This window comes from Streptomyces sp. WG7, assembly GCF_049975785.1.
Classification (GTDB): Bacteria; Actinomycetota; Actinomycetes; order Streptomycetales; family Streptomycetaceae; genus Streptomyces.
Map to the genome: position 1 here is coordinate 17,441 of NZ_JBNGGE010000006.1, position 26,179 is coordinate 43,619.

A 26,179-nucleotide genomic window follows, 5' to 3' on the forward strand; every position below is an offset into this window, starting at 1 on the left:
CGCCACGGCGGAGGCGGTGGACGACATCCGCGGCCGGCACGGTCTGGACACCGGCGGCCAGGTCAACTGCACTGCGACGTGGGCCAGGAGGTCAGTCAGCTTGGAACGGTGGCTGCCGGCCGCGCGGTACTACGCGGAGGATGACGTGATGTCCTACCAGGACCGACGTCTGGCTCTACGAACGACCGCGACGGCCGGCCCGTCCCCTTCGCCGGGCCCGCCGTCGGCTGGGCGCAGACCCGTGCACGGCGGCGAGCGGTGCCGGGGTGGCGCGGACGGGCGCGCGGCAAGGGGCCGGCACGGTGCCGCGTACGGCGACGGCCGACGGGCGGGGCGGCCGTCGGCCGATGGGAGGTCGTGGCGGCGGCCGCGTCCCGCGCCGAACCGGGGTCAGCGGCGTCGGTCAGTGTGGGCGTCGCAGTCCGGGTTCCGGCAGGTACCCGGGTACCAGACCGGAACGTAGATCCCGAGAGTCTTGTGCCGTTTGATCTCCGCGGGAACATGGTGGCCGCAGGACGGGCAGACGTGCCCGCGCTGCACCTCGCTCTGCCGCGTTGCGGTCTGCGTCGTTCTGGTCTGCCGCGTGTGACTGCTCATGGTTCTCACGTCCACGCCGGGAGGGGCTTCGGGAAAGGTTTTGCTCCCACTTTACGTTCATATGTCCGCCAGGAACAATCGGTACCGAGTCTGCCCCTCACCGGGAGTCCTGCTGCCGTCCCCGGGGTGGCGTGAGGGCCTCCTCCCCCTCGGGACCGCCCGCTTCCCCGCCCGCCGCGCCGGGAGGACGCCGAAGGCTCAGGATCACCGATGCCGCCAGCACCACGACGATGACCGCCAGGCTCACCGGGGACGGGATCTCCGGCACGGACGGGCTGACCATCTTGTGCGTCGCCTGGAGGATGAGCTTGACGCCGATGAACCCGAGGATGATCGCCAGGCCCTTGCTCAGGTAGTGGAAGCGGTCCAGCAGTCCGGAGAGCATGAAGTACAGGGCCCGCAGCCCGAGGATGGCGAACGCGTTGCTGGTGTAGACGATGAAGGCGTCATCACTGACGGCGAGCACGGCCGGCACGCTGTCCACGGCGAAGATGAGGTCGGCCGCCTCGATGGCGGCGACGACGGCGAGCAGCGGCGTCGCCACACGCTTGCCCGCTTCCTTCACGAAGAACTTCGGTCCCGCGTAGGTGTCACGCACCGGAACGACTTTGCGCAGGAGCCGGACGGCGAAGCTGCGGCCCGGGTCGAAGCTCTCCTCCTCTCCCTTGAGGATCTTGTAGACGCTGTAGAAGAGGATGGCCGCGAAGACGAACAGGACAGCGGTGAACCGGCTGACCACGGCCACGCCTGCGGCGAGGAAGACGCCCCGGAACACCAGGGCGCCGATGACGCCGAAGAAGAGGACCCGGTGCTGGTAGGCGCGGGGCACCTTGAAGTAGGCGAAGATCAGGGCGAAGACGAAGAGGTTGTCGACCGAGAGGCTCTTCTCCAGCAGCCACGCGGTGGTGTACTCCGTGCCCGCCGTCCCCCCGAGGACGAGGAAGACGACCGCTCCGAAGACGAGGGCGAGCCCCACCCACAGCCCGCTCCAGGCCGCCGCTTCCTTGAATCCGATGACATGAGCACTGCGGTGGGCCAGCAGGTCGACGACGAGCGACACGACCACGGTGGCGACGAAGGCTATCCAGAGCCAGTACGGCACATCGAACATGCGGGCCTCGCAATGATCAGCCGGCAGAACACCCGTGTCTTCGAGTGTGCCCTACCCGACGACGGACGGGGCGGTCGTCACCCGTCCTCGGTCACGGGGCGGGGGCGCAGCGCCTCGGCCGTCACACCGTTGGCCCTGGCCGCGTCCGCGAGGGCCTGGGCGGCGGCCTCCGCGGCCTGCGCCGTGTCGTTGGCGGCCTGGGCGACGCCCTCGTCGGAGGGCTTCTCCCTGGTGGCGGGCGACTGGGGCAGGGCTTCGGTGAAGGCGCGGGACACCCCCTGGAGCGCGGAGGTGACCTCGCTGGGGATGACCCAGAAGGTACTGCCCGAACCCTGCGCGAGCTGAGGCAGCACCTGGAGGTACTGGTAGGCGAGGAGCTTGGGGTCGGGGTCGTTGCGGTGCACGGCCTGGAAGACCTCGTCGATGGCCCGGGACTGCCCCTCGGCCTTGAGGATCTCGGCGGTACGGTTGCCCTCCGCGCGCAGGACCGCGGCCTGCTTGTCGCCCTCGGCGGTGAGGATCTGCGACTGACGCTGCCCTTCCGCGCCGAGGATCGCGGCCCGCTTGTCCCGCTCGGCCCGCATCTGCTTCTGCATCGCGTCCTTGATGGACTGCGGCGGGTCGATGGCCTTGATCTCCACCCGGTTCACCCGCAGCCCCCACTTGCCGGTGGCCTCGTCGAGCACCCCGCGGAGCTGGCTGTTGATGGTGTCGCGTGAGGTGAGGGTCTTCTCCAGATCCATGGACCCGACGACATTGCGCAACGTGGTGACGGTGAGCTGCTCGACCGCCTGGAGGAAATTCGCGATCTCGTAGAAGGCCGCACGCGGATCGGTGACCTGGAAATACAGCACAGTGTCGATCTCGACGACCAGATTGTCCTCGGTGATGACCGGTTGCGGTTTGAAGGAGACGACCTGTTCCCGCAGATCGATCATCGGATAGACGCGGTCGATGTACGGGATGACGAGGTTGAGGCCGGGTTTCAGCGTGCGAAGGTAGCGGCCGAGCCGTTCGACATTGCGGGCGCGGGCCTGGGGCACGATGCGTACCGCCCGTACCACGGTGAAAACCGCGAGAAGCGCGACGATCACACCGGCGACGAGAAACGCCGAGGCTTCCATGGTCACTCCCGGGGATAGACGAGGGCGGTGGATCCGCTGATCTCCATGACGTCGACGGTTTTTCCGCGAGGAATCACCAGCGTCTCGTCATAGGAACGGGCCGTCCATTCCTCACCGCCGATGCGGACCCTGCCCTCCCTGTCCGTCACCTCGGAGACGACGTAGCCGGCCTGGCCGACCAATGCGTCCACACCGAATCGCTCGGTCTGGGGCCGGAGGACGTGACGGAGTGCGATGGGGCGCACGAAGAGGACGGTGAACGTGGCGACGACGGTGAACACCAGGAACTGGAAAGGCGGTGAAAGTCCGGCCGCCGCGGATCCCGCCGTAATCAGCGCAGCCGCACCCAGCATTCCGAGCGCGGCGGTGAGGGTGAAGATCTCCGCCACGATCAGAACGGCCGCGACGATCAGCCAGATCAGCCATGGATCCATTACGACCCCCTCCTGGAAGGTGCGGGTGCGTGAATGGCCGAACGTATACCTCTACGGTTTACCTGCTTACAGGAAAACAGAACTCATTCGGTGTTGTCACCGGTCTGTCCGCAGAACATGTGCGAGGAGGACGTCCCTCCAGCCGCCGCAACGGGAAGTCGGGGTTCTCCGCCGCCGGCACGAGACCGCCCCTGATCCCCGCCCTCAGCAGCAGCCGGGCGCCCTCCGGGTCCTGGAACCCGGTCCGTGTCAGCGCGTCGGACAGCGCGGCGAGCAGGTCGGCCACCGGAACATAGACGCCTACCTCGCCACCCGTACCGGGCCCCGGCACCTCGCCGAGCTGATCGAGTTCAACCGCGCGCACCCCGCCGAGCGGACCTGCTTCGCCGGCCAGGAGCTGTTCGAGCAGGCCCTGGCCGCGCCGCCCACCACCGACCCGCGCCACCGGGCGATGCGCGCCGAGTCGACGGACCTCTCCCAGCGGTCCATCGACGAGACCATGGCCGCGCACGGCCTGGACGCCATCGCCCCACCGGCGAATCCGCCCGCGTGGACGACCGACTGTGCGCGGGGGGACAACGACGTGATCCCGTCCTCCACCCCCGCCGCGGTCGCCGGATACCCGTCGCTGTCCGTGCCGGCGGAGTCCGTGAACCACCTGCCGGTCGGCCTGCTCCTGATGGCGGGCGACCGCCAGGACGCCGAACTGCTGTCGCTGGGGGCGGCCATGGAGGATCTGCTGGACACCTGGCGGGCGGCCCCGGTACCTGCCTTCGTCGCCCGACGCCCCGTCCCGGTCAGCAGGTCACTGACGGCACCGGCCGGGTCGGCGTGCGCCCCGCCGAGCGCGCGCCGACCCGCCGCACTCACGCTGCCGTGCAGGCTCCGAGGTCTTCCCAGACGCCCCACTCACCGGTGGTGCCGGGCTCCTCGCCCGTCACCCACCACTTGGCGCGCCAGTTGTGGCCGCCGAAGGAGACGGTGTCGCCGCCGGTGTAGACGTTCCCGGCGCTCCACAGCGGCGCGGCGCAGGCATCCGGCTCACCGTCACCGCCGCCGTCACCACCGCCGCCATCACCTCCACCGTCACCACCGCCGCCGATGTTGACGTCGATGCAGGAGTAGAAGGCGTTGCCGGTGTCCGCCACGTTCCAGACCGCGAGTACTTTCTGACGGCCGCTGAAGCCCTGGAAGTCCACCTGGTGGCTCACGTCCGGGGCGGGCTGTGCGCCATGGCCGTCGAATTCGGCGATCTTCTGGTCGCCGATGAAGTACTGCCAGGTGTCGGTGGCGTGCCGCGCCGTGTGGTGCCAGGTGAAGGCGTGCGTCGTGCCGACCGGCGTGACCCGCCAGCCCAGGCTGTCGTCGTCGAGTTCGGCGAACTGACTGTTTCCGCCGCTGCAGCTGCGCAGGCCCTTCGGCCCTTCGACGCTCTGCGGCTCGTAGGTGATCTGGCCGCAGTCGACGACGCCCGCGGCGCACTGGTCCTGCCGGCTTCCGGGCGAGGTCACCCAGCCATGGGCGTTCGCCGTGCTCGCCGGGAGGCTGACGGCGAGCAGGGGAGCGACCAGCGCTCCGACCGCGAGAGCCACCCGTCTTTTCGTGTTCATGCCATGCCCTTTCTTCCGGTACGTCCATGCCCGCCGCCGGCGCGATGGGCGCCGGCGGCCGAGGACAGAGGCCGATATAGGTCTAGACCTAGCAGCACTAGGTCTAGACCATAGCCGTGGACGAGATCCGGTCAAGGGCCTGAGCGAAGTGAACCGCCGAGCAAAGGCGCCGACTTCGGGCCGGGATCGGCCCTGCATCGCCCCCCAGTGACCCCCACTGACAGAGGAGCACCGCCGATGGAAGCGCTGGAAAGAAGCCGGGAGTACGTGATCGGACTCTTCCGCATCGTCGTGGGAATGCTGTTCGCCTGTCACGGGGCCGCGACCCTGTTCGACGTGCTGGGCGGACCGCACGGAGCCGGACCCCGGTTCGCCGAGTGGCCCGGCTGGTGGGCCGCGGTCGTCCAACTGCTCGGCGGCACACTGGTTCTGTGCGGTCTCACGACCCGGGCCGCAGCCGTCCTGTGCTCCGGGTCCATGGCGTACGCCTACTTCACCGAGCACCAGTCCGAGGCGCTCTTCCCCATCGAGAACGGCGGCGAGGCGGCAGTCATGTTCTGCTGGTCGTTCCTTCTCGTCGCCGCCATCGGCCCGGGCCGCTGGACACTCACCCCCCTCCTCCGCCTCCGGCGGCGTAGCGGGCGGCGGCTCGAGACGACGTCACCTCACTGAGCCGCGGGCGCTCCGCAGACGCCCGTCTCGTGGATCGAGTAGCCCCAGGCGGTCCTCCGTTCGACGCCCTGCACACGGACGTGGCTCACGGCCTCGTCACCGGCGAGCCGGACGACGTCCTTGCCAGTTGTCCGGGCGCTGCGTGGACACGGTCTTCCAGTTCACGCAGTCCGGGGAGGTCTGGACGGCGTACTCCGTCGCGCACGCGCTCTCCCGGGCGACGGTCACCGCCACGACCTTCGCCGGAGCCGCGAGCTCGATCCGCACCCACTCGTCGTCCGAGTAGTCGGAGGCCCAGCGGGTGCCCATCCGGCCGTCGTTGACGTGCCGCGGGGCCGGCCGGTCGAGATCCTGCTCCACGCTGGAGGCCGAAGCCGTCCCTTCAGGAAGGGGCCGTCACTTCGCGTCGCGTCGTCCGAGCAGGTAGGCGGCGGTGAGCGCGACGGCGCGGTCCTCGTCGTGCGACAGTTCCGCGAGCGCGCGTGACGCCGTGGCTCCCGGGATGTCGGCGAGCGCCTGTGTCAGCCGTCGGCGCACGGACGGTTGCGCGGCGCCGTGGGTGAGGCGGTCGACGAGCCCGGCGGCGATCCGGTCCGCCGGCTCCGGACGGCTCGCCAGCGTGGCCAGCACGTCCGCCGCGTCGACGTCGTTCGCCCCTTCGGCCACCATGCCGACGAGTGTGGGGACCGCCTCGGCCACCCCGCGCGCCCCGAGCTCCAGGGCCGCGTACCTGCGGACCGCGAGGTCCTGGTGGGCGAGCGCGTCCCGCAGCAGTGCGGTCGCCGCGCGGTCCGGGAACTCGGTGATGGACCGGACCGCACGCTCGCGCACCTCGGCCTGCGGTGAGCCGAGCCCCTCCGCCAGCGGCACCAGTCCGTCGGGGCCCGATTGCGCCAGGGCCCAGCGGAGGGCTCCGGCGACGTAGGGGTCCGGCTCGCTCAGCACCGCCTCGGCCAGCGCCTCCACGGGCACCGGAACCTCTTCGGCCAGGGCCAGGGCCGCGCGCTGGCGCTCGCCCGCGTTCTGCGAGGCCAGGGCCTGGAGGAGCGCGACGGTCTGGAGGACGTCCTCCCATCCCTCGGGTTCCGCGGTACCGATCCGGCGAAGTCGCGTGAGCAGCTCCGTCTCGGCCTCGATGCGTTCCCGCGTCCGCCGGATCAGGTCCTCGACGAGACCGGACGGCACGAAACCGGGATCGTCGAGCGCACGGCCGACTTCGCGCAGGGACAGCCCCAGTGACCGCAGGCTCTCGACGTGGAAGATCCGGCGGCAGTCCTCGCTGGAGTACTCCCGGTAGCCGGCCCCGGTCCGGCCCGTCGGCCGCACCAGGCCCAGCGACTCGTAGTGCCTGAGCATGCGGGCGCTGACCCCCGACTTCCGCGCCACCTCACCGATCAGCACCGTCTGTCACCTCTCCTGGCCGTGCGCGCCGAGGGCCACGACACGCTTCGCCTCCTCGATCGCGGAGCCGAACCCGGAATCGGGGTCGCGCAGCAGCCGTTCCGTGGCGATCGCGTGCGCGCGCACGCCGGGGTCGGCGTCCGTCATCGCCGCGCGCAGCGTCGGCAGGATCATCTCACCGAGCGCGATCAGTGCCCGGCTGAGACTCAGCTGCGTCTCACGCCCGCCACGCCCGAGCTGTGCCGACAACACGTCGGCCAGCTCTGATTCCTCGTCCTCGGGCACGAGTACGACCGCCGCCCGCCAGGCGCTCCGCGCCACCTCGTCGTCGGCGTCGGACAGCAGCGTCCGGGTGACCGCCGGCCACGCCCGGCGGTCACCGATCTTGGACAGTGTGTGCAGGGCCTGGCTGCGTGCCTGGACACGCTCCGACCGTACTTCGTCGATCAGCCTCGGCACCGTCGTCGACGCGGGGTGCCGGGTGAGCGCCCACGTCAGCATCTCCCGTACGTGGAAATCGGGTTCGGTCGCGCATCGTTCGACGAGCCGGCCGACATACCGCGGCTCAGGTGCCGTACCGGCCGCCAACGCCGTACGCAGCCGCACCGACGCGTGGCCGTCGTCCAGCCCCCGGAGGACCCGCATCGCATCCCCCGTGTCCTGTTCCGGCAAGGTCACCGGGACCACCTCCTCGACCACAGTGAAGACGTTGTCACCGTGACAAGGTCAAGCGGGGCGCGTACAGGATGAACGGGCCGAAGCCACCCCGGCCTCCCGGCCGGCCCGGTAACGGGTCCGGTCGACCCGCTGCCGAGGTGTGCTCCATCCACCGGAGTAGTGGTCGTCGGCGTGGGACGCGATGATCTCCTGGACGGTGGCGAGCTGGGTGTCGTCGCACTCCAGCCATCCTCTGACCGACACGTACACACCCATGCGTCTGCCCGTTCCGTCGTTCCGCGGCTCGCTGCCACCTGTCTGCCGGATTACGATTCCCACTGGTCGCGGTACTCGATGTGGATCTCGCGGGCGTCGCCGAGGACGCCGTCGTTGGAGTGGAGCTCCGTGCAGAAGTACGGGTAGTTCGGGTGGACAGGGACGTAGCCAGGGCCCTTGTGAGCGACATCGAGGAAATGCCGCGCGGTTTCCCTGAACACCTTCCTGCTGCCCGTCATGAACAGGGTCTCGGCATGGAGGTGCTGGTGGAAGAGGTCTCGGTTCTCCCGGTGGTGCCGGGCCTGCGGGTCCATCACGGCTCCGGCGGGACGGCCCGCGCCGGGCAGCGTGACGGTGCGTGGCCGCCCCTGGTCCAGTCGCCCGCGCAGTTCCTTCCAGCGTGAGGGCGCGAACTGCAGCGAGTGATGCAGCAGCACGAGATCGAGCTGCCGAGCGCCGTCGCCGGGCAGATCGCCGGCAGGGGCCGGGTTGCCTCGCAGAGGCAGGTGGACCATTGCGCGCGGTGAGGAGGCGGCGAGCTCCCACAGCCCGCCGATTCGCCGTGCCGCGTCCTGATCGAGACAGACGTCCAGGTGCCGGTCGTGATCGATGAGCACGGCGCGGGTCAGCGGGCGGGCCGGTCGGATCACCTTGAACTCTCTCGGACCGAGGCGGGCTTGGTGGATGGTGATGGACACGTTCATCGGTTCTCCTGAAGGCGACGGCCGTCGTCAGCGGCGGCCCGGTCCCAGGCTGACGCGTGCTGCCACTGGCCGGCGACGTCGATGTGGACGCCGAGCACGCGGGCGGACCGTGGATCACGCCGGGGTGACGGGCGTGCCGCCCTCGGCCAGGGGATCGAGGACCACGTCGACGTACACCTCGTTCGCCCGCGATGGTTCTCGTCGTCCCTGTGCACGCTGGGAATCATGCCGGGACCGGGGCCCGACGGCGACGCCTTTTCCCCCGTAGGTTTCGACGCCCGCTTTCGGTGACCGGCTCCGGGCGGGCGAGGTCACGGCAGGTCGGGCGCCCAGGCCATCGGCGGAGCCACGACAGCGGAGAGCGGCACCCGGTGCGCCCGACCCGGCACACGGGTGGGCGCGCCGGGCGCCGACGGCCGGCTCAGGCGCGGGTCGGCGCCTGCTCGCTCGATGCCTCGGCCGGGGCCTTGTCGGCCGCGGAGTCACCGGTACCGGTACGCACGGCGGGGATCAGCAGTGCGACGGCGGCCGCCACCACGGCCACACCGCAGCCGATCAGCAGCCCGGTACGGAAACCGTCCTCGGAGGCGAGGGTGTGACCGCCCATGGTGATGGTCATCTGCGCCAGGACGACGCCGATCACCGCCGACCCGATGGTCGTGCCGAGTGAGCGCATCAGGGTGTTGAAGCCGTTGGCCGCGGCCGTCTCGGAGACCGGGACGGCGCTCATGATCAGGGCGGGCATCGCGCCGTAGGCGAGGCCGACGCCGCTGTTGATGACGATGCCGACGATCATCAGGCCCCAGGCTGTCCCCATGAGCGGCAGTGCGATGCCGTACCCCACGGCGATGACCAGCGCGCCGCAGATGAGGGCGAACTTGGGCCCGCGGGCGTTGATCAGCTTTCCGCCGAGCGGGGAGACGATCATCATCATCACACCGCCGGGCGCGAGGTACAGGCCGGCGGCCAGCATCGACTGACCCAGACCGTAGCCGGTGGCCTCGGGGAACTGGAGGAGCTGCGGAGCGATCAGCATGAACGCGTACATGCCGACGCCGATCAGGACGGAAGAGGCGTTGGTGAACAGGACGCGGGGGCGGGCGGTGGTGCGCAGGTCGACCAGGGGGTCGCGGGTGCGCAGTTCGTAGAAGCCCCAGAGGGCGAGGGCGACGACGGCCAGGGCGAGCAGGCCCAGGGTGGCGCCGGACGTCCAGCCCCAGTCGCCGCCCTTGGAGATCGCCAGCAGCAGCGAGACCAGGCCGATGGCGAGACCGACGGCGCCGGGGGCGTCGAATCGCTGCCCCTTCGCGCCGGCCGGCACGTCCGGAACGAAGACGAAGATCAGAGTGCCGATCAGCAGGGCGAGCGCTGCCGCTCCCCAGAACAGCACACGCCAGTCCGCGTACTGCGCCACGGCCGCCGCCAGGGGCAGGCCGATCGCGCCGCCGATGCCCATGGAGGCGCTGACCAGGGCGATGGAGCCGCTCAGTTTCTCCTGCGGAACGACATCGCGCAGCAGCGCGATGCCCAGGGGGACCATGCCCATGCCCATGCCCTGCAGACCGCGGCCCACGATCATCGGCACGACGGACGAGGCGAGCGCACAGACCACCGAGCCGACCACCAGCGGGACGGCGCAGACGAGCAGCATCCGCCGCTTGCCCAGCAGGTCGCCGAGACGCCCCGAGACCGGGACGCACACGCCCGCCACGAGCAGCGTGACCGTGACCACCCAGGCAGCGTTCGAGGGCGTGGTGTCCAGGATCTGCGGCAGCTCCGCGATGAGCGGGGTGACCAGGGTCTGCATGAGCGCGGCCACGGTGCCCGCCAGCGCGAGCGTGGCGACGACAGCGCCTGGGCGAGTGGTCGGCTGGGGGCCGTCCATGGTGGTGCTCCTCTACGAGAGTCAATGAGAACCGGCGCCTCGAACACGAGCGCCTCATGCATCATACATATCTTATGTATCTAGCACATGCCATGCGGGCTGCATATGATGGGACCGAGTGAGCTCGAAGGAGTCGCACCGCAGAGAAGAGGGCACGTGAACACGGCGGACAGGGCCACGGATCAGGTCGAGTTCGAGCAGATGCTGCTGAGCCGCTACATGCATCTGCACAAGAGCAAGGGGCGTCGCGCCGGCAGCGCCCTGGACCGCAGCGCCTACATCCTGCTCAGCCGGATCCGCACACAGGGCCCGATGTCGATCGGACAGCTGGGCGACGCCTTCGGGCTGGACGCGTCCACCCTCAACCGGCAGACCGCGGCGGCCATGCGCGCCGGCCTCGTCGAGCGCATCCCCGACCCCGAGGGCGGCATGGCCCGCAAGTTCCGCATCACCGAAGAAGGTGAGCGGCGCCTCGACGAGGAACGCACGGGCCTCGTCGCCAGCCTGGACCGCATCATGGCCGACTGGCCGGAGGAGGACATCGCGGCCTTCGCCGACTACCTCCGCCGTTTCAACTCCGACATCGAGCGCCTTCACGGGATGCCCTGGCCACGCGCGCACGGAGCGGAACGGCGCACCTGAGCCACCCTCGAGCGCCACGCCGCCTCGCGACGCGCGCACAGGCATCGCCAAAGGCACCGATGCCCCGCCCGGAGGCCGGCGGCCCAGGCGCGAGGAGCCGGCGTCGCACGCCCCGGAAGGCGAGCGACACCGGCCGGCCCCCGAGGCCGCACCTCAGTGGCGGGCGGCGGTCCTGGTGCGGAGGACCTCGTCCAGGGACTCGACCCGCCAGCGCTTCAGCAGTTCGTGGAAGTCGGCCGCGCCGTGCGGGTAGGAGGTCGGACCGTTGGGCCGGCCGCGTCCTTCGGCGTTGTAGTAGCCGGGGGTGCACTCCGCGTGGAACCACTCGTGGTCGGGGGCGTCCTGGGCGCATACGGCGGTCCAGGCGTCCTCGGCCTCGCGGGACGGTTCGACGACCGCGCCCCTGGCCTCCGCGCCGGCGACGAGTGCCGCGGCGTGGACGGCGTGCTCGTCCAGGACATGGGTGTAGTTGACGCTGCTGGCGCTCTGCGCTCCGCCCAGCTGGATGAGGTTCGGGAAACCGTTGCTGGTGAAACCGTGCAGCGTGCGCGGGCCCCGCTGCCGCCACGCGTCCTGGAGGTGGACGCCGTCCCTGCCGCGGACGGGCAGCCTGCCCGAGTGGACGCCGGAGACGCCGACGGAGAACCCGGTGGCGAAGATCAGGCAGTCGAGTGCGTACTCGGTGTCGCCGACCACGACGCCGCGCTCGGTCATCCGCTCGATACCGTGGGTGTCGGCGGTGTCGACGAGGGTGACGTTGTCCCGGTTGAACGCCTGGAGGTACAGGTCGGAGAAGGTCGGGCGCTTGCAGGCGTACCGGTACCAGGGCTTGAGCTTCTCCGCCGTGTCCGGGTCGGTGACGACCTGGTCGACGCGGGTGCGGATCTCGTTCATCTTGGCGGCGTCCATGGCCTCGTACGCCGCTTCGAACGCCTCCCGGTCGCCCTGGCGGCGGAAGCTCGGCAGGAGCTTCTCCAGCAGGCCGGCCGACGAGGTCCAGCGGTCCCCCACCAGGTCCTCGTCGACCGGTTCGCCCGAGACGAGGCGCAGGAAGTTGTCCCGGCGTGCGCCCGCCCAGCCCGGGCGGTCGGCGCCCACGTCCCGAGCGGTGGTGCGGCGGTTGTCGCGCACGTCCACCGTGGAGGGAGTGCGCTGGAAGACGTAGAGGTGCCCGGCGTCCTCGGCGAGCTTCGGGACGACCTGGATGCCGGTGGCGCCGGTGCCCACGACTCCCACGCGCTTGTCCGCGAGGCCGGTCAGGCCGCCGTCCGGGGTGCCGCCGGTGTAGCCGTAGTCCCAGCGTGACGTGTGGAAGGTGTGGCCCTGGTACGTCTCGATGCCGGGGATGCCGGGCAGCTTCAGCTCGGAGAGGGTGCCGGTGGCCGTGACGACGTAGGTGGCCCGGAACCTGTCGCCCCGGTCCGTCGCGACGATCCACGTCTCGGTGGTGTCGTCCCAGGTCAGCGAGGTGACCGCCGTGGAGAACAGCGCGTCGGCGTAGAGGTCGAACTTCTCGGCGATCCGCACCGCGTGCCGGCGGATCTCCTCACCGGGGGCGTACTTCCACTCCGGTACGTACCCGGTCTCGTCGAGCATCGGCAGGTACACGTGCGACTCGATGTCGCAGTGGATCCCCGGGTACCGGTTCCAGTACCAGGTCCCGCCGAAGTCACCGCCCTTCTCGAGGACGCGGACCCGCTCGACACCCCGCTGACGCAGCCGCGCCCCCGCCAGGATGCCGCCGAATCCGCCGCCGACGACCGCGACGTCCACCCGGTCCCGCACCGGCTCCCGCTCGGTGGCCTCTCCCGCGTACGGGTCGGCGGCGTAGTAGCCGAACTCCGCGTCGGCGCCGAGGTACTGCCGTACGCCGTCGGGTCGCACACGGCGCTCCCGTTCGATCCGGTAACGCTCCCGCAGTGCGGCGAGTACCTCGCCGGAGAGCGCCTGTGAATGTTCCATGTGGGGGACCTCGTTCCTTCCGGTTCGCTGCCGGGGAGACACCTCGTCCATGAACGTGGCACGGAGTCGCAGGACTTGAGCAGCCATGCACTACCGTAACAACAACCGGACAGCATTGTCCGGTTGCCTCGTGGTTGCTTCCGCATACTTTCGGACAGGAAGAGTGATTCGCATGCGACGACTCCCGATCCGGCCTCTCGCCGGGCTCACCACGATCGGCGTGCTGGCCCTCGCGGGCTGCGGTACGCAGACCAGCGGGTCCACGGCGGACCCGGGTGGCGCCCGTGCGGACCGGACCATCCGCGCACAGCAGGTCATGCGGCTGACGCAGGTACACCAGCAGACCGGGATGACCTTGCTGGAGGGCCCGGTCTTCGACGAGGACGGCAGGCTGCTCGTCGTCGACGTCACCGCGCCGGCCGGCGAGCCGAAGGTGCTGCGCGTCGACGTCCGGAAGAAGACCTCCGAGCAGGTGCACACCGACGCCCGCGGCACCTACACCTCGGCCCAGTTCAGCCCGTACGACGGACGGATCTACCTGACCGACTTCTCCCACGGCGACATCGTGAGCCTGGCCCCCGACGGCAGCGATCCGCGGACGTTCTTCTCCGGCGAGGTCGACGGCGCGCGGATGAACCCCGACGACCTCGCCTTCGACCGGGAGGGCAACCTGTACGTCAGCGACTCCCGCGGCATGTCCGAGGGGGAGGCGAAGGGCCGCGTGGTGCGGATCGACCGCTCGGGGAAGAAGGCCACCGTCCTGGCCGACGGCCTGTCCGCCCCGAACGGCATCTCCTTCGACGCGGACTACCGCGGGCTGTGGTTCAGCGAACTGACGCAGAACCGCATTTCCTACCTGCTCCTCGACGGCGAGGGCGACGTGGCGTCGCGCCACACCGCCGTCCGGGTCGACGGCGGGGTCGCCCAGACCGACTCGATCGCGGTGGACGCGGACGGCAATCTCTACCAGGGGCTGCACGGCCGGCCCGCGATGGCGGTCTACAGCGAGAACGGCGACCGTCTGGCGACCGTCGAGGTGCCCGCCCGCGCCGCCGAAGGACTCGAATCGGCGACCAACGTCGCCATCGCCCCCGGCGGGAGGAAGGCCTACATGACCGTCAGCGGGCCGGACGGAGGCTACCTGTACACGTTCGACGCGCTGGCGGAAGGAGTACGGCAGTCCAACGGCGGCTGATGCCGCCGCCCGCGCCCACTCCCGTAAGGGCGCGCCGGGCTCATTCCCCGCAGGGACGCGCGGGGCTCACCCCTCGCGGGGACGCACCTCACTCCCCGTGGGGACGCACCTCACTCCTCGTAGGGGCGCACCGGACCCACCTCGACACCGAGCAACCGCCACGCCGCCCGTGCCCGGCGTTCCCGGTGCTCGCGGGTGGGGCCGGTGACGGCTCCGGAGACCATGCCGACGGCGATCATCAGGTCCTCCCGCTGCGAGGCGAGCGGATGGCCGGCGGGCAGAAGCCGGCGCAGGGCGCGTTCGACCCGCTGGGACAGCTCTACCGCGTAGGCGGGGGTGCCGGAGCGACTGGCCGCGCCGTCGGCGTGCAGGACGCCGACGAAAGCGGTCGACTCCGTCTGGTGCCAGGTCAGCACACCGAGCACCTGGGCGAGGTCCACACCGTCCGACGCCGCTGCCCGCTCGATCTGCCGGACGTTCTCCTCCAGCACGGCCATGGCCAGGGCGGACCGGTCCGGGAAGTGCCGGTAGAGCACGCCCTGACCCACGCCTGCCCGGCGCGCGATCGCGGACAGCGGAGCGTCCAGCCCGTGCTCCGCGTAGATCTCCCGGGCAGCGGCGATGAGGGCGGCCCGGTTGCGGGCGGCGGCCTTCTGGCCTCCGCTGGCGGGCCGCCGCTCGTCGGACGTGGGTTGCTGCGTCATTCCGGGAGAATATCGGGCAGGCGCTCGGACGGAACCAGGTGGATACCGGCGAAGCAGGCGCGGTCCGGCGCCCGGCCCGCGCCCGGGGTCGGTCCGCGGCCGCCGCGAGTGCCACCTCGGCCTTCCCGCGGTGGTTGGCCGGCTTCTCCGCCGGAGCAACGGAGCGACGGGTCCGCAACCGAACCTCTCGGTACGACGCCGGCTCATGAGCTCCGCAGGTACTCGCGGTTGCGGGATTCGGGGCGAGGCCCTGGCCACCGCGCGGAGGCCGCCCGCACCGCCCTGCGCAGCCCGCTCGCCTGGGCCGGCGGGCAGGCCGCCGGCCCAGGTGAGGGATGGTCAGGTACTGCTCCACCGCTGGTTGTCACGGCCGTTGCACTCCCAGAGCACCACCTGGGTGCCGGACGCGCCTCCGAAGAGGTCCAGGCACTTACCGCTCGACGCGGACAGCAGCGCTTGTCCTGACAGGCTGAACCGCTGAGCCGCCGACCGGTCACACGGTGTGAGGACCACTGGTGTGCGGTCCGCGGTGCCGGTGACGGTCGCGCAGAGGCCACCTTGCTGGAGTGCCGTGCCGGACCCGGTGTTCCACGACTGGGAGGTCGCGCCGGTGCAGGCCGCGACCACCAGTTCGGAACCCGAGCCGGCGCCTGTGAGGCAGTTGCCGGAGGCTTCGACCGCGAGCGCCTTCCCGGGGCCGGGAGCCGGGTCGCCTCCTCCGTCGGTTCCGTCCTTGCGCGGCGCCCCGCTCGCGGTGGGCTTCGCGTCGGGCTCCGCCGCCTTGTCCGTGCCCGGTTGGGTTTCCTGGTCGGAGGCCTGGCCGGAGGGCGTGGCGGAGCTGCTGGAAGCGGGTCGGGACGACGCGTCCGCGCTCGCTGAAGCGTTCGGAGACCGCTCCGTACCGGGGATTCGAGGTGCGGTCGCATCGGACTGGCGCGGCCCGCCTGCGGCGTAGGGCTGCCGATCGGCCTCCTCCTGGGACCCACCGCGCGTGACGGCCACTGCGGCGGCTGTCACCGCGACGGCTGCGGCGGCGGCGATGGCGATCCACTTCGCTGGTGGGCGGCGCGGGCCGCGCCGGGGACTCTCGTCCGGTGCCGCCGGGGCGGCGGGGCCTTCGTCACGGCCGGTGGCACGGAGGGGCGGCTCCGGTGGTGCGGTTTCCTTGCCTTCCGCGGTGTCGGCCCGGTGGGCCGTGGCCGCACGGGCGAGAGCGGCACGGGCTGCTGCCAGCTTCGCCGCATCGTTGATACCGGAATGCCTGTCCGGCGGTGAGCCCACGCGTCGGCCTTGGCCTATGTCCCGTTTGGGAAGTTCCGGCATTCTGTCGTGCTCCTTGTGCAGGGGTGAAGGTGACCGGAAGTCACCTTCCGGGAGAGGGCGAGCGGTGCGGTGGCCGTGGGGAGGACCCCGGGCCCGTTCCGGGCCGACCTTCATTCTCGTGTGTTCCGCGAACAGGCAACAGGTCATTTTCTGACCATATTCTGTCCACTTCGGCTCACTGTCGATGAAGTCCTGCCTGTCCGACGGAGGAAGCGGCGGCACGGTCTTGCACCGCCTTCGGCCCGGCGCGCAACCGCTGTTCACGCCGTTCCCCGTCGAGGCAGGTGGACCAGCGACACAGGTCGATCAGCCGATGCCCGCCGGCCGGGCCTCCAGCGGATTCTGCGGAGGCGGAGCACGAGCCCGATCGCGGGGCTGCGCGCGGTCCTGGTGCCCGCGGCCCGGCCCGGGGAACAGGACGGTGTGCGCCTCGGTCCGGAGGCCAACTCCGCCCGCCCGCCGGCCCCGGACGGTGGCCGCACGGCGACGAGGACACCGCGCCGCCGCCGTCACCCGGGGTTCGACTGCTCCAGCCTGGTGCGCTACGCGTACTGGCCGGACGACCCGGTTTTCCGGCTCAGCGGCACGCGCGTCTACCATGTCGGCCTCCGCTGCGGGGACGACGAGGTGATCCACGCCCCACGGACCGGCAGACCCGCCTCACGGGTCCCACTGGACGAGGCCATGCCGCGAAAGGACTACTACGGAGCCACCCGGCTCCTGCACCTCTCCGCCAGATGACCCCGGCACGGCCCACCGCCACAAGCGGGAGCGGGGCGCGGCATCCTGGCCGCTCACCGGCGGGAACGGCCCCGGCGAGCGGTTTCTTCGAGGAGACACACCATGACACTCACACTCACCATCGACACCGTGCGCTGGCAGGAACACCACCGCGGTGTCCTCGACCGGTTCCCCGGGCTCGTGCCGGTCTGCAAGGGAAACGGCTACGGGTTCGGCCTCCACCGGCTGATGCGGGAAGCGACTCGGCTCGGCACCGGACTCGCCGCCGTCGGCACCGTCCACGAAGCGGCCCTCGTGCAGGACTCCTTTCCCGGAGACCTCCTGGTGCTGACGCCGTACCGCAACGGGGAGGCGTCCCCGGCACTGTCCGACCGGACCGTTCGCGTCGTCTCCTCCCCCGGGCACTGCGACGGCCTGGCGGGACGCCGGGTCGTGGTGGAGCTCATGTCCTCCATGAAGCGGCACGGCATCACCGAGGCCGACCTGCCCGCCCTGCGCCCGGTGATGAGCGGGTGGGAGTTCGAGGGTTTCTCCATCCACCTCCCGCTGAACCGGGTGGGCGGCGCCGGCGGGGCCGAAGAGGTCGCCTGTTGGGTACGGCGACTGCGCGAGGAAAGGATGCCGCTCCATCAGGTCTTCGTGAGCCACCTGTCGGCCGAGGAGATGACCAGGCTGCACGACGAGTTCCCGCGGACCCGTTTCCGGCTGCGCACGGGAACGAAGCTGTGGCTCGGAGCCCCGGAGGCCACCCGGTACCACAGCCGGATACTCGACCTCATACGCCCGGACCGGGGGAAGCGGTTCGGTGCCGGACGACGGCAGCCGCTCTCCGGCCCTCATCTCGTCGTCGTGGCGGGCGGCACCTCGCACGGGGTGGGGCTGAGGGCACCCAGGAGGCTGAGCGGTCTGCGGGACCGTGCCCGCCATGTCGCGGGCATCGGTCACGCCTGCCTCAACCACCACCTGTCGCCCTTCCTCTGGGACGGCAGGCGGTGCAGGTTCGCGGCCCCTCCCCACCTGCAGGAATCCGTCCTGCAGGTGCCCGGGGACGGTGCGCCGCCCCAGATCGGCCAGGAGGTCGCGGTGCAGCTGCGCTACACCATCACACGTCCCGACCGTGTCGTGGAGGAGCCACCGGTCCCAGCGTCGTGACGGGGAGCCGGAGTACCTGATCGAGGTCTGAACGCTGCTCGAAGACGACATGAAGCGGTTGCGGAACAAGTCGGGGGCGAACCGGCTGGGGTTCGCGATGCTGTTGAAGTACGGCTGTTGAAGTACGTGGCTCAGCTAGCGAAGGTGCCGGCGGAGGCGTCGGTCGCCTACGACTGGCAGGGCAAGACGGTTCAGCGTCACCGGGGTGGGATCCGGGCAGCCTACGGGTTCCGGGCGATCACTGAGGAGGACCAGGAGGTCAGCGTGCCTGCGCTGCACCTGCTCCCGTCCGCGCCGGGGCACGTCAACGCGCTGCGGGTACAGGAAGTCCTGGCCGATCCGAAGTGGGCGGACAAGCTCACCGACGCGGACCCCATCGCCTTGTCACCGCTGTCCTGGTCCCACGTCAATCGTCAATCCGTACGGCCGGTTCGAGCTGGACATGAACAGCCGCCTCGATGCGGACCTGTCCATCCGCGCGACGGTGCCCGGCCCGCACACCCCCCAGGAGGAGGCAGCCACAGCCCCGGCGCCCGCGTCAACTGGCCGGTGCCTACAGGCCGCCCAAGCCGGACCAGATGGCATGGACGCCCTGGGACGGGGTCGGGCCCGGAGCAGAAGTCCTTGGTGACCTCACCGGCCGCCGCGTCCTGCACATCGGCTCGGGTCCGGGCCACCACGCCGTCCATCTCGCCCCACCGGGGGTCGCCGCCCGCCCGGCCCGGCGCTCGTCACGGTCAGGCACAGGAAGCTGTGCCTGACCGTCAGCTGGACGTGTCCGTCGCCGTGTCCCTGAACCCTCCTCGGAGCGGGACGGGGAGATGCCGGAACCCGGTGGCTACGGGGTGGTGGCGTCCTTGCGTACCAGTCGCGCGAAGGCCTCGTCGAGCCGGTGGGCGATCTGGGCGGCCCCGAGGGTGTCCAGTCCCTTCTGGCCTCGCAGGGCGGCCCGGGCGGCCGAGCGCGCGGAGTCGAACAGAGCCCATGAGTCGGGGGTGTAGTCGGCCCGCACCGGATGTCCCGCCTCGGCGAGGCTGTCCCGGATCGGTGTCGTGTCCACCCGGCCGTCCACGTCACCCGATATGGCGGTGAACGCGTCGAACACGATCGTTCCGGACTTCAGGACGAACTTCGCCGTGTGGGCGCGGTCGGGCAGGCCGCGCAGCGCGTACGTCGCCCTGCGCTTGTCGGAGGCGACCGTCCCGGCGTCCTTCGCGATCAGCTTGCCGTCGACGTAGACGTCGAACACGGCGCTGCCGGTGTTGCCGCCGATGATGTCGATGCCCGTACCGGTGAACGGGACGCTGAACGACGCGCCGGCGGTCTGGCTCGTCGACGTCGAGCGGTACCAGTCCATCGCGTCGCCGTAGGCGCTCTTCCTGCTCCAGGCGCCGCTGTGGGTGACCGAGCCGTCCATGCTGTCCGTCAGTGCGGTGGCGTAGGGCGCGTACCCGTCGATCTTTTCGACCTTCAGGTTGTCGAACGCCGTCGTGTAGAAGTCGGTGCCGAGCTTGACGCGGCCTCCAGCCTGCGGGGTCGGGTCCTGGTACGTGTGGACGGCCTTCCCGTCGACGTAGGCCGTGATCGACGCGCCCTTGGCCTCGATGGCGAGGCGGTAACCGTCGGAGGCCGCGACCGTCCCCTTCGCGATCACCGTGCCGTACTCGTAGAACGTCCAGGTGCCGTCCGGGCGGACGCGGATGTTGTAGGCGGCGTCACTGACCGCCATGCCCTTCTGCTGGCGGACGCCCAGGGTCGCGAGCCCGCCGTCCGGGTCGGGGAACGAGACGTCGACCGTGGCCCGGTAGTTCTCCCAGCGGAAGTCACCGACGGTGGTGTTGGGCGTGTGCCGGTTCCAGGCGTGGGTGTCCTTCATGGACTGGTCCATGTACTGGTACAGCACGTTGTCGCCGTCGGCGTCCTTGCCGACCTCCCAGGCGCCGGTCTGGTCGACCATGTAGCGGGGCTGGTTGCCGCGCGACGTCAGGTAGGGCTGGGACGTCCTGCGGGCGCCGTCGGCCGTTCCGACCTCGACCTCGCCCTCCTCCTCGTAGCCGAAGTCGTCGGCGTACAGGACGGAGTCGCGGGTGTTGTGCTTCTTGCCGGTCGCGTCGGTGTCCAGCACCGTGCGGTCCCCGGACTCGGGCAGCCGCCGCTTCGTCTCCTTGTCGCGGCTCTTGTCGAGCGTGGTGAGGGTGACGATCGACCGGGGCTCGACCGTGTACGTGTAGTACCCGTCGCCGTCGGGCCGGATCTCGTCGACGAGGTGCTTGAGGTTCGCGTCGTAGGCCTGGCCCGCGTCCGGTCCGCGGGTCTCCCAGATCTCCATGGTGGGATCGCCGAGCCGCATGTTCTCGGCCTTGATCCGGTACGTCTTCCGCTGGTCGCTGTCATTCACGACGACCGTGGAGAAGTCCTTCTTGCGGGGGTCGGCGAGTGTCATGTAGCTCGGGGCCCCGTTCGAGCCGTCGAGGTTCTCGGTGCCGTTCACGCCGCTGTAGCTGGCTTCCGGCACGGTGCGCCAGATGCCCGCCGTGTTGGTGTCGTTCTCCCACCCGGTCCTGGCGAACTGGGTGAAGTGCTGCATCACGTACAGGGCCGCGTCGTAGTGGAGATGGCCCGACCAGGGGTCACGGGCGCTGACCAGCTCCTTGTGGCTGTACTGCGCGCCCTCGTAGAAGGACCCGATCGCCGGCTGGAAGATGTAGTGCGTCCGCTTGGAGTTGGCGTAACTCTTGACGAGGCGGTTGGCGAGATCGAGTGTGCTCTGGACGCCGCCGATGCCGGTGCTCGCGCCGTTGGGGCCCTCCGTGTTGGCGACCCGGTGGTCGGTGTAGCCGAAGGAGGCGGTTCCCTCGCTGTACCAGACCTCCTTGTCCTGGTGGTACTTGTTCTCGCCGGTCGCCAGGCGGGTGTAGGGCAGGTACGTGTCGCTGCCGGGGCTGCCCTCGCGGCGGTCGTCGGTGTTGTAGTGGTAGCCCACCGCGTCGACGATGCCGAAGAGCTGTTCGTCACTGAGCAGCGACGGGCCTATGTTGTGTGTCTGGTTCTCGTCCGAAGCGACGATCTTGATGTCGTGGTAGGCCTTCGCGACCTTCTTCCGCTTCTCGGCCGGAATGCCGTAGCGCGGGTCCGAGAAGTCCGTGTCGGTCACGATCGCGTTCTTGTACCACTTGATGAAGGCTTCGTCGGGGTTCCGCGTCTCGTTCGTGTCCGGGTTCACGTAGTCGACCATGTACCCGTACTTCTGGTAGGCGTCGAGGATCGTCTCCTTGTACCAGGTGTACATCTCGTCATGACCAGTGCCCTTGTCCCATTCGTTCTGGACCCATTCGGGCATGGTCCAGCGCAGGATCGACACCTTGAGGTCCCGGTTGACCGTCTTGGCGTCGGCGGCCAGCTGGAAGCCGGGGGTACGGGAGGCGTCGGCGAGTTCGTCGGGGGTACGCATGGTCGCCGGGTCGGCGCCGGTCGACGTGTTCGTGTCCGAGCCCATCTCGATCTTGACATGGTTGATCAGCGGGTTCTTCCCGCCGAACAGGACCCTGATCAGCTCCCAGTACCGCTCGGGATGCTCGGCCTTGTAGTCCATCAGCAGGTTGCTCGTGCTGTTGCAGCTGAGCAGACCGAGGCCCTTGTAGGTCAGGCCGTTCACGTTGTCGGCGCGGACGTCGTTCCCGTCGACGACGATCTCCACGGGGCTGTCCACGGGATGGGCGGCGGGCGCGGCGATCAAGCCGGCCGCCAGTGCCAGGGCCGTGGACGCGGCCAACGGAACCCATCTGGTGATTCTGCGCACGCGCGTCACGCGCGTCTCCTTCCAGTCGCAGGGAGGGATACGGGTCGCCCAGCCACACCAAGACGGCGAGACACCGCAGCCGGGACCGGCCGAAACGTGCCTCGAAACCCGACCTGCTCATCACCACCGGAGCAGTGGGCTTGGTCCGCATGGGGTACGAGGCTCCCCCCTCTGTCTCAGAACACGGGCACACGCGTCCGGCGGAACCCGCCCGGAACACGCTGCATCAGGAATAGAGGTCCCACGTATGCGATCACCAGACCTGAAACCAAAAGCGAAGAAAATCGATCAACATCGCACATTGATTTAGGGGGTATTTGCACCGGAAAGCGCGGAGAGTGGCTTCACCCCTCTCAAGGCTGTGAGGTGAACCGTCCTTTTCGTCGGGCAGCGCGTACGACGGGACGCGCCGCTCGGCCGCCGTTCACAGCGGCTCCGGTGTCGGCACGGTGCCGCAGGATTCCCGGACCACCACGTTCGGCCAGAGCTCGAGCCGGTGGACCGGCCACTCCTCGCCGACCTCGGCCACCTTCGCCAGCGCCAGTTCCGCCGCAAGCACGCCGAGACGGTACTTCTGCGGCCTCACCGCGGTCAGCGGCGGGTCGGACGCTGCTCCGATCTCGTCGTCGTACGTCACGATGGCCAGATCGTGCGGAACGCTGATGCCCAGTTCACGGCCCTGCTCGATCAGGCCGATGGCTTCACGGTCCGAGTGCACCAGCAACGAGCGCACTCCCCGACCACGGCACCACTTGAGCACGTCCGTGTACGACTCCGCCCATCCCGCAGACCCGTAGGAGGGCACCTCCATGTCGAGCCCTTCGTGGGACTCGAGTCCGAGCACGTCCACCGCGTCCTGCCACCCGGCACGCAGCGCCTTGCTCGTGGGGCTCCGGTGGGTGGTGATCAGCGCGATGCGGTGGTGCCCGAGCGTCACGAGATGGCGCACCGCCAGGCCCGCGCCCAGCGCATGGGCGGTCATCACGGCGTCCAGCGCGAGGGTGGCCAGTTCCTGAGGCGGGCGGCGCTCGACGAGGACGACGGGCACGGTGAGCGAGCGGAGCCAGCGCAGGAGTTCCATGGCAGCAGTCCCGGCCGTGGTGGGGGCGACGAGAAGAGCCTGGACACCCCGTTCCAGGAGGGCGTTGACCTGCCGCCGGTCCTCGGCCGGATCCTCCCAGCGGGAGGCCCGCATGACGAGCCGGCCCCGGGCGGCGGCCACGGCGGTGTGCGCGCCCTGGATGACGGGCGGCCAGTAGTACTCGACGGACGGCACCACCATGCCCACCAGGGCGTGAGTCGCCATGGGGCCGTACGTGCCGGGGACTCCCCGCGTCTGGGGCGTCTGAACTCTGTGCGGCAGGGCTATCCCGCCGTGAACGCGCTGCACCAGCCCTCGGTCGGCGAGCAACGTCACGTCCCTGCGTACCGTCACGGGCGTGACACCCAACTGCTCCACGAGATCCGCCAGACGCACCGTGCCGTGCTTGCGCACTGCGGCGAGGATCCTCTCCTGACGCTCGGCCGCCAAAGGCATCGTGGGCACTCCTTCGAACCGTGCCGCTGTCTGCGGCAGGGCAGTCGATATCACGGCTGTCGGTGACGGGCGACGTCGCTGCTCGGCGTCCGCCGCCGGTCGACCGCATCGTCGCATGACGCCCGACCGTCAGGACACAGTCCGCCGGGGACGAGAACTCCGCACCCGTTCACCTGTGGTTGCCTCCGGACGAGTCCGTTCGCCTGGTCGCGCGGGTGTCCACGGTGGTTCTGCCAAGGCGGGGCGCGCCCATGTCGTCGACGCCTCGGTGATGCCGTTCACGTCGGGCGGTGTCCGGTCGTCCCGGCTACTGGCCCGCTTCCCGGGGGCGCCGCTTGCTCGGCACAGATTCCAGGACGAGGTCATAGGAATGGCCGACGAGATCCTTCACCGTCCCCGTGGTGATGTCCTGGCCCGCGCTCACGGAGATCCAGTGCCGCTTGTCGAGGTAGCGCCCGGGACCGACGCAGTCGTGTTCCTGTCGCAGGGACCACGCACGGTCAGGCTCGGCCTTGACGGTGATGATCTGCTCGTCGGGGTCGTCCGTGACGATCAGGAAGACCTTCCCCGCCACTTTGTAGACATCCAGCTTCTCGGTGAACGGGCGCCCGTTGCTGACGCCGGGCAGCTTGTTCGCGGTACCGCGCGCGACATCCTGGAGCCGCTTTCCGGTGATCGTCATCGTCGCGCAGCCCCGGCGTGGGCGCCGTACGTTTCCGGATCGACCGGCTGGTCCGACCGGGGAAGGTTGCCGACCACGAGCCGGTAGGACTCCGTGACGAGCTCCTTGACCAGCTTCTTGTCGATCGAGTCGCCGGCCTCCAGCGTGATCCAGTGCTTCTTGTTCATGTGGTAGCCGGGGGTGACGTCTGTGTGCGTCTCGCGCAGGGCCTCAGCCTCACCCGGCTCCGACTTCAGGATCACGACCGGTCGACCGGGCACGCTGGTCATGAGCATGAACACCTTGCCGCCTACCTTGAAGACCTCCCAGTCGGGGCCGAAGGGATGCTCCAGCCGGGCTCCGGGGAGTTCCTCCGCGCACTCGGCGGCGTACGTCTGCAGGGACGATCCGTTCATGAGTGTTCCTTGCTCGGGTGGTGGACGTCCGGGGCGTCGGCCACGGACGCGGACGGCACACCCCATCTTGTCCCTGAAGCGGCCGGTGCGGCCACCGCCCCGGCCAGGCCGGTCAGCACGTACACCGCGAAGCTCGCGCCCAGCCGCCGACGCACGTTCGCCGGCGGCTCGTCGTGCCGGTGCCCCGCCGACGCGACGAGCCCGGCCGCCAGCGCCTTTCTGCTGTTCGGAGGCCGTGATCCCGTGTGGAAGCTCAGTGGTGATGCCGGATACCTGGTGCGCTTGTCCATCCGGCCGGCCCCCGTTCACGAGGGGCGTACCCCGGATGGTTGCCGGCCCTTGTCGTTCCTAGCCTCAGGTCATGATCTTTCGCCGTTTGTGGTTGTCAACTGCGGTGCTCGCGCTGGCCGTGTCGTCTCTGCCGTCCGCTGCCGCTTCGGCCGCGCCACGCCCCTCCGGCACGGGTTGGTCCGTGCAGCGTGACGCCGACGCGCTGCGGGACACCGGGGTCACCGGAGTGGCAGTCCGCCTGGAGACGCCGCGCCGGACCATCACGGTTCGTTCCGGAGTGAGGGACCTGGTCACTCGTCGTCCGGTCTCGAACGACGGCCACCTGCGCCTGGGCAGCACCACCAAAACGTTCGTCGCCACCGTCGTCCTGCAACTGGTGGGTGAGAAGCGGATCTCCCTTGAGCAGACGGTGGAGCAACTGCTGCCCGGGGTCGTGTCCGGAAACGGAAACGACGGCCGGGCCATCACCGTCCGCGACCTGCTGCAACACACCAGCGGCCTGTCCGACTACATCTACGACGTCTTCCCCGACCCCAGTGCCCAGACCTACTTCGCCGACCGATGGCGCGCCTACCGGCCCGAAGAACTGGTCGCCCTGGCCATGCGCCACAAGCCGGACTTCCCGGCCGGCACCCGCTGGGCGTACTCCAACACGAACTACGTACTCGCCGGAATGATCATCGAGGAGATCACCGGCCGCACCTGGGAACAGCAGGTCCACGACCGCATCCTGCGCCCCCTCGGCCTGCAGCGCACCGACACCCCAGGCACAAAGCCCTTCCTCCCTCATCCCCACACGGCCAACTACCAGCAGTTCACCGTGGACGGCCCGATGGTCGACACCACGATCCCCTACCGTCCCTTCGACAGCGGGGCCGACGGCTCGATGACCGGCACGGCCCGCGATGTCAACCGCTTCTTCACCGCCCTGGCCAACGGACGGCTGCTGAAGCCCGCCGAGCTCGCAGCCATGCGGACCACGATCCCGGTGCCTGAGGACAGTGGTCACCCGGCAGACACCCGAGACGGCCTGGGCCTGTTCTTCACGCCCCTGTCCTGCGGCGGCGGTTACCTCGGGCATGGAGGAAGCGGCTTCGGGTACGTCATCCGGGCAGCGACAACCACGGACGGCCGGCGCACGGTCACCGTCTCCGCGCACAGCCGCTCGGCGGACCCTCGGACCGCGGCCCGTCAGGAAGACGCACTGCGCAACCTCATCGACCACGCTCTGTGCCGCAGCACATGACCACCGTGCACTCGGCACCGCGGTCAGGCCCTTCGCGCC

At 70.1% G+C, this 26,179-nt stretch carries 24 protein-coding genes and 2 pseudogenes; 8 read left to right on the plus strand and 18 right to left on the minus strand.

The window, feature by feature from the left end:
• Positions 1-694: 694 nt before the first annotated feature.
• The 3 genes from ACP4J0_RS08675 to ACP4J0_RS08685 form a co-directional block, all read right to left on the minus strand.
• Complete coding sequence (locus ACP4J0_RS08675) at positions 695-1,708, minus strand: TerC family protein (protein WP_426598034.1); 1,014 nt, start codon at positions 1,706-1,708, stop codon at positions 695-697.
• A gap of 77 nt (positions 1,709-1,785) precedes the next feature.
• Positions 1,786-2,832, minus strand: a complete 1,047-nt coding sequence (locus tag ACP4J0_RS08680; RefSeq protein ID WP_426598035.1) for an SPFH domain-containing protein — start codon at positions 2,830-2,832, stop codon at positions 1,786-1,788.
• A 2-nt stretch (positions 2,833-2,834) separates the two neighbouring features.
• Positions 2,835-3,266, minus strand: coding sequence for an NfeD family protein (locus ACP4J0_RS08685; RefSeq protein ID WP_426598036.1), 432 nt, complete (start codon positions 3,264-3,266; stop codon positions 2,835-2,837).
• A gap of 283 nt (positions 3,267-3,549) precedes the next feature.
• Here ACP4J0_RS08685 and ACP4J0_RS08690 point away from each other — a divergent pair.
• A pseudogene (locus ACP4J0_RS08690) lies at positions 3,550-4,078 on the plus strand (amidase family protein); the annotation flags it as partial.
• A 54-nt stretch (positions 4,079-4,132) separates the two neighbouring features.
• On the opposite strand, the gene ACP4J0_RS08695 reads toward ACP4J0_RS08690, so the two are convergent.
• Positions 4,133-4,876, minus strand: a complete 744-nt coding sequence (locus ACP4J0_RS08695) for a lytic polysaccharide monooxygenase (RefSeq protein ID WP_426598037.1) — start codon at positions 4,874-4,876, stop codon at positions 4,133-4,135.
• A gap of 237 nt (positions 4,877-5,113) precedes the next feature.
• Between ACP4J0_RS08695 and ACP4J0_RS08700 the strand changes: the two genes are divergently transcribed.
• Positions 5,114-5,548: a DoxX family protein gene (locus tag ACP4J0_RS08700; protein ID WP_426598038.1), complete on the plus strand. Its 435-nt coding sequence runs from the start codon at positions 5,114-5,116 to the stop codon at positions 5,546-5,548.
• 96 nt (positions 5,549-5,644) lie between these two features.
• Here ACP4J0_RS08700 and ACP4J0_RS08705 read toward each other — a convergent pair whose 3' ends face one another.
• The 6 genes from ACP4J0_RS08705 to ACP4J0_RS08730 all read right to left on the minus strand — a co-directional run bounded on the left by ACP4J0_RS08705 (position 5,645) and on the right by ACP4J0_RS08730 (position 10,471).
• Positions 5,645-5,908, minus strand: coding sequence for a discoidin domain-containing protein (locus tag ACP4J0_RS08705; protein ID WP_426598039.1), 264 nt, complete (start codon positions 5,906-5,908; stop codon positions 5,645-5,647).
• 36 nt (positions 5,909-5,944) lie between these two features.
• Positions 5,945-6,949: a HEAT repeat domain-containing protein gene (locus ACP4J0_RS08710; RefSeq protein WP_426598040.1), complete on the minus strand. Its 1,005-nt coding sequence runs from the start codon at positions 6,947-6,949 to the stop codon at positions 5,945-5,947.
• 6 nt (positions 6,950-6,955) lie between these two features.
• A complete protein-coding gene (locus ACP4J0_RS08715) occupies positions 6,956-7,627 on the minus strand; it encodes a HEAT repeat domain-containing protein (protein WP_426598041.1) in 672 nt (223 codons plus the stop codon).
• Between the two features lie 48 nt (positions 7,628-7,675).
• Entirely contained in the window at positions 7,676-7,882 is a 207-nt protein-coding gene (locus ACP4J0_RS08720) for a hypothetical protein (protein ID WP_426598042.1), read from the minus strand.
• A gap of 50 nt (positions 7,883-7,932) precedes the next feature.
• Positions 7,933-8,586, minus strand: coding sequence for a hypothetical protein (locus ACP4J0_RS08725; RefSeq protein ID WP_426598043.1), 654 nt, complete (start codon positions 8,584-8,586; stop codon positions 7,933-7,935).
• A 421-nt stretch (positions 8,587-9,007) separates the two neighbouring features.
• Positions 9,008-10,471, minus strand: coding sequence for an MFS transporter (locus ACP4J0_RS08730; RefSeq protein ID WP_426598044.1), 1,464 nt, complete (start codon positions 10,469-10,471; stop codon positions 9,008-9,010).
• A 201-nt stretch (positions 10,472-10,672) separates the two neighbouring features.
• On the opposite strand from ACP4J0_RS08730, the gene ACP4J0_RS08735 reads away from it, so the two are divergent.
• Complete coding sequence (locus tag ACP4J0_RS08735; RefSeq protein ID WP_426598245.1) at positions 10,673-11,113, plus strand: MarR family winged helix-turn-helix transcriptional regulator; 441 nt, start codon at positions 10,673-10,675, stop codon at positions 11,111-11,113.
• Positions 11,114-11,266: 153 nt separating this feature from the next.
• Here ACP4J0_RS08735 and ACP4J0_RS08740 read toward each other — a convergent pair whose 3' ends face one another.
• On the minus strand, positions 11,267-13,075 hold the full coding sequence (locus ACP4J0_RS08740) for a flavin-containing monooxygenase (RefSeq protein WP_426598045.1): 1,809 nt from the start codon (positions 13,073-13,075) through the stop codon (positions 11,267-11,269).
• 172 nt (positions 13,076-13,247) lie between these two features.
• Between ACP4J0_RS08740 and ACP4J0_RS08745 the strand changes: the two genes are divergently transcribed.
• Complete coding sequence (locus tag ACP4J0_RS08745) at positions 13,248-14,270, plus strand: SMP-30/gluconolactonase/LRE family protein (protein ID WP_426598046.1); 1,023 nt, start codon at positions 13,248-13,250, stop codon at positions 14,268-14,270.
• Positions 14,271-14,380: 110 nt separating this feature from the next.
• Here ACP4J0_RS08745 and ACP4J0_RS08750 read toward each other — a convergent pair whose 3' ends face one another.
• On the minus strand, positions 14,381-14,974 hold the full coding sequence (locus ACP4J0_RS08750; RefSeq protein ID WP_426598047.1) for a TetR family transcriptional regulator: 594 nt from the start codon (positions 14,972-14,974) through the stop codon (positions 14,381-14,383).
• A 339-nt stretch (positions 14,975-15,313) separates the two neighbouring features.
• Positions 15,314-16,297, minus strand: coding sequence for an RICIN domain-containing protein (locus tag ACP4J0_RS08755; protein ID WP_426598048.1), 984 nt, complete (start codon positions 16,295-16,297; stop codon positions 15,314-15,316).
• Positions 16,298-16,720: 423 nt separating this feature from the next.
• On the opposite strand from ACP4J0_RS08755, the gene ACP4J0_RS08760 reads away from it, so the two are divergent.
• The 3 genes and pseudogenes from ACP4J0_RS08760 to ACP4J0_RS08770 all read left to right on the plus strand — a co-directional run.
• The gene (locus tag ACP4J0_RS08760) at positions 16,721-17,038 is read left to right on the plus strand and encodes a hypothetical protein (RefSeq protein WP_426598049.1); all 318 of its coding nucleotides are present in this window, start codon (positions 16,721-16,723) and stop codon (positions 17,036-17,038) included.
• A gap of 102 nt (positions 17,039-17,140) precedes the next feature.
• Positions 17,141-18,190, plus strand: a complete 1,050-nt coding sequence (locus ACP4J0_RS08765; protein ID WP_426598050.1) for an alanine racemase — start codon at positions 17,141-17,143, stop codon at positions 18,188-18,190.
• 144 nt (positions 18,191-18,334) lie between these two features.
• Positions 18,335-18,592, plus strand: a pseudogene (locus tag ACP4J0_RS08770) (hypothetical protein); the annotation flags it as partial.
• A 436-nt stretch (positions 18,593-19,028) separates the two neighbouring features.
• Here ACP4J0_RS08770 and ACP4J0_RS08775 read toward each other — a convergent pair.
• The 5 genes from ACP4J0_RS08775 to ACP4J0_RS08795 form a co-directional block, all read right to left on the minus strand.
• Positions 19,029-21,998: a GH59 galactosidase gene (locus tag ACP4J0_RS08775; RefSeq protein WP_426598051.1), complete on the minus strand. Its 2,970-nt coding sequence runs from the start codon at positions 21,996-21,998 to the stop codon at positions 19,029-19,031.
• 415 nt (positions 21,999-22,413) lie between these two features.
• A complete protein-coding gene (locus tag ACP4J0_RS08780) occupies positions 22,414-23,526 on the minus strand; it encodes a substrate-binding domain-containing protein (protein ID WP_426598052.1) in 1,113 nt (370 codons plus the stop codon).
• 307 nt (positions 23,527-23,833) lie between these two features.
• Positions 23,834-24,208 carry an MmcQ/YjbR family DNA-binding protein gene (locus tag ACP4J0_RS08785; protein WP_426598053.1) on the minus strand — a complete coding sequence of 125 codons (375 nt, stop codon included), beginning with the start codon at positions 24,206-24,208 and terminating at the stop codon, positions 23,834-23,836.
• On the minus strand, positions 24,205-24,603 hold the full coding sequence (locus tag ACP4J0_RS08790; protein WP_426598054.1) for an MmcQ/YjbR family DNA-binding protein: 399 nt from the start codon (positions 24,601-24,603) through the stop codon (positions 24,205-24,207). The genes ACP4J0_RS08785 and ACP4J0_RS08790 overlap by 4 nt, the downstream gene beginning before the upstream one ends.
• On the minus strand, positions 24,600-24,893 hold the full coding sequence (locus ACP4J0_RS08795; protein ID WP_426598055.1) for a hypothetical protein: 294 nt from the start codon (positions 24,891-24,893) through the stop codon (positions 24,600-24,602). The genes ACP4J0_RS08790 and ACP4J0_RS08795 overlap by 4 nt, the downstream gene beginning before the upstream one ends.
• Positions 24,894-24,964: 71 nt before the next feature.
• Between ACP4J0_RS08795 and ACP4J0_RS08800 the strand changes: the two genes are divergently transcribed.
• Positions 24,965-26,140, plus strand: a complete 1,176-nt coding sequence (locus ACP4J0_RS08800) for a serine hydrolase domain-containing protein (protein WP_426598056.1) — start codon at positions 24,965-24,967, stop codon at positions 26,138-26,140.
• Positions 26,141-26,179: the final 39 nt, after the last annotated feature.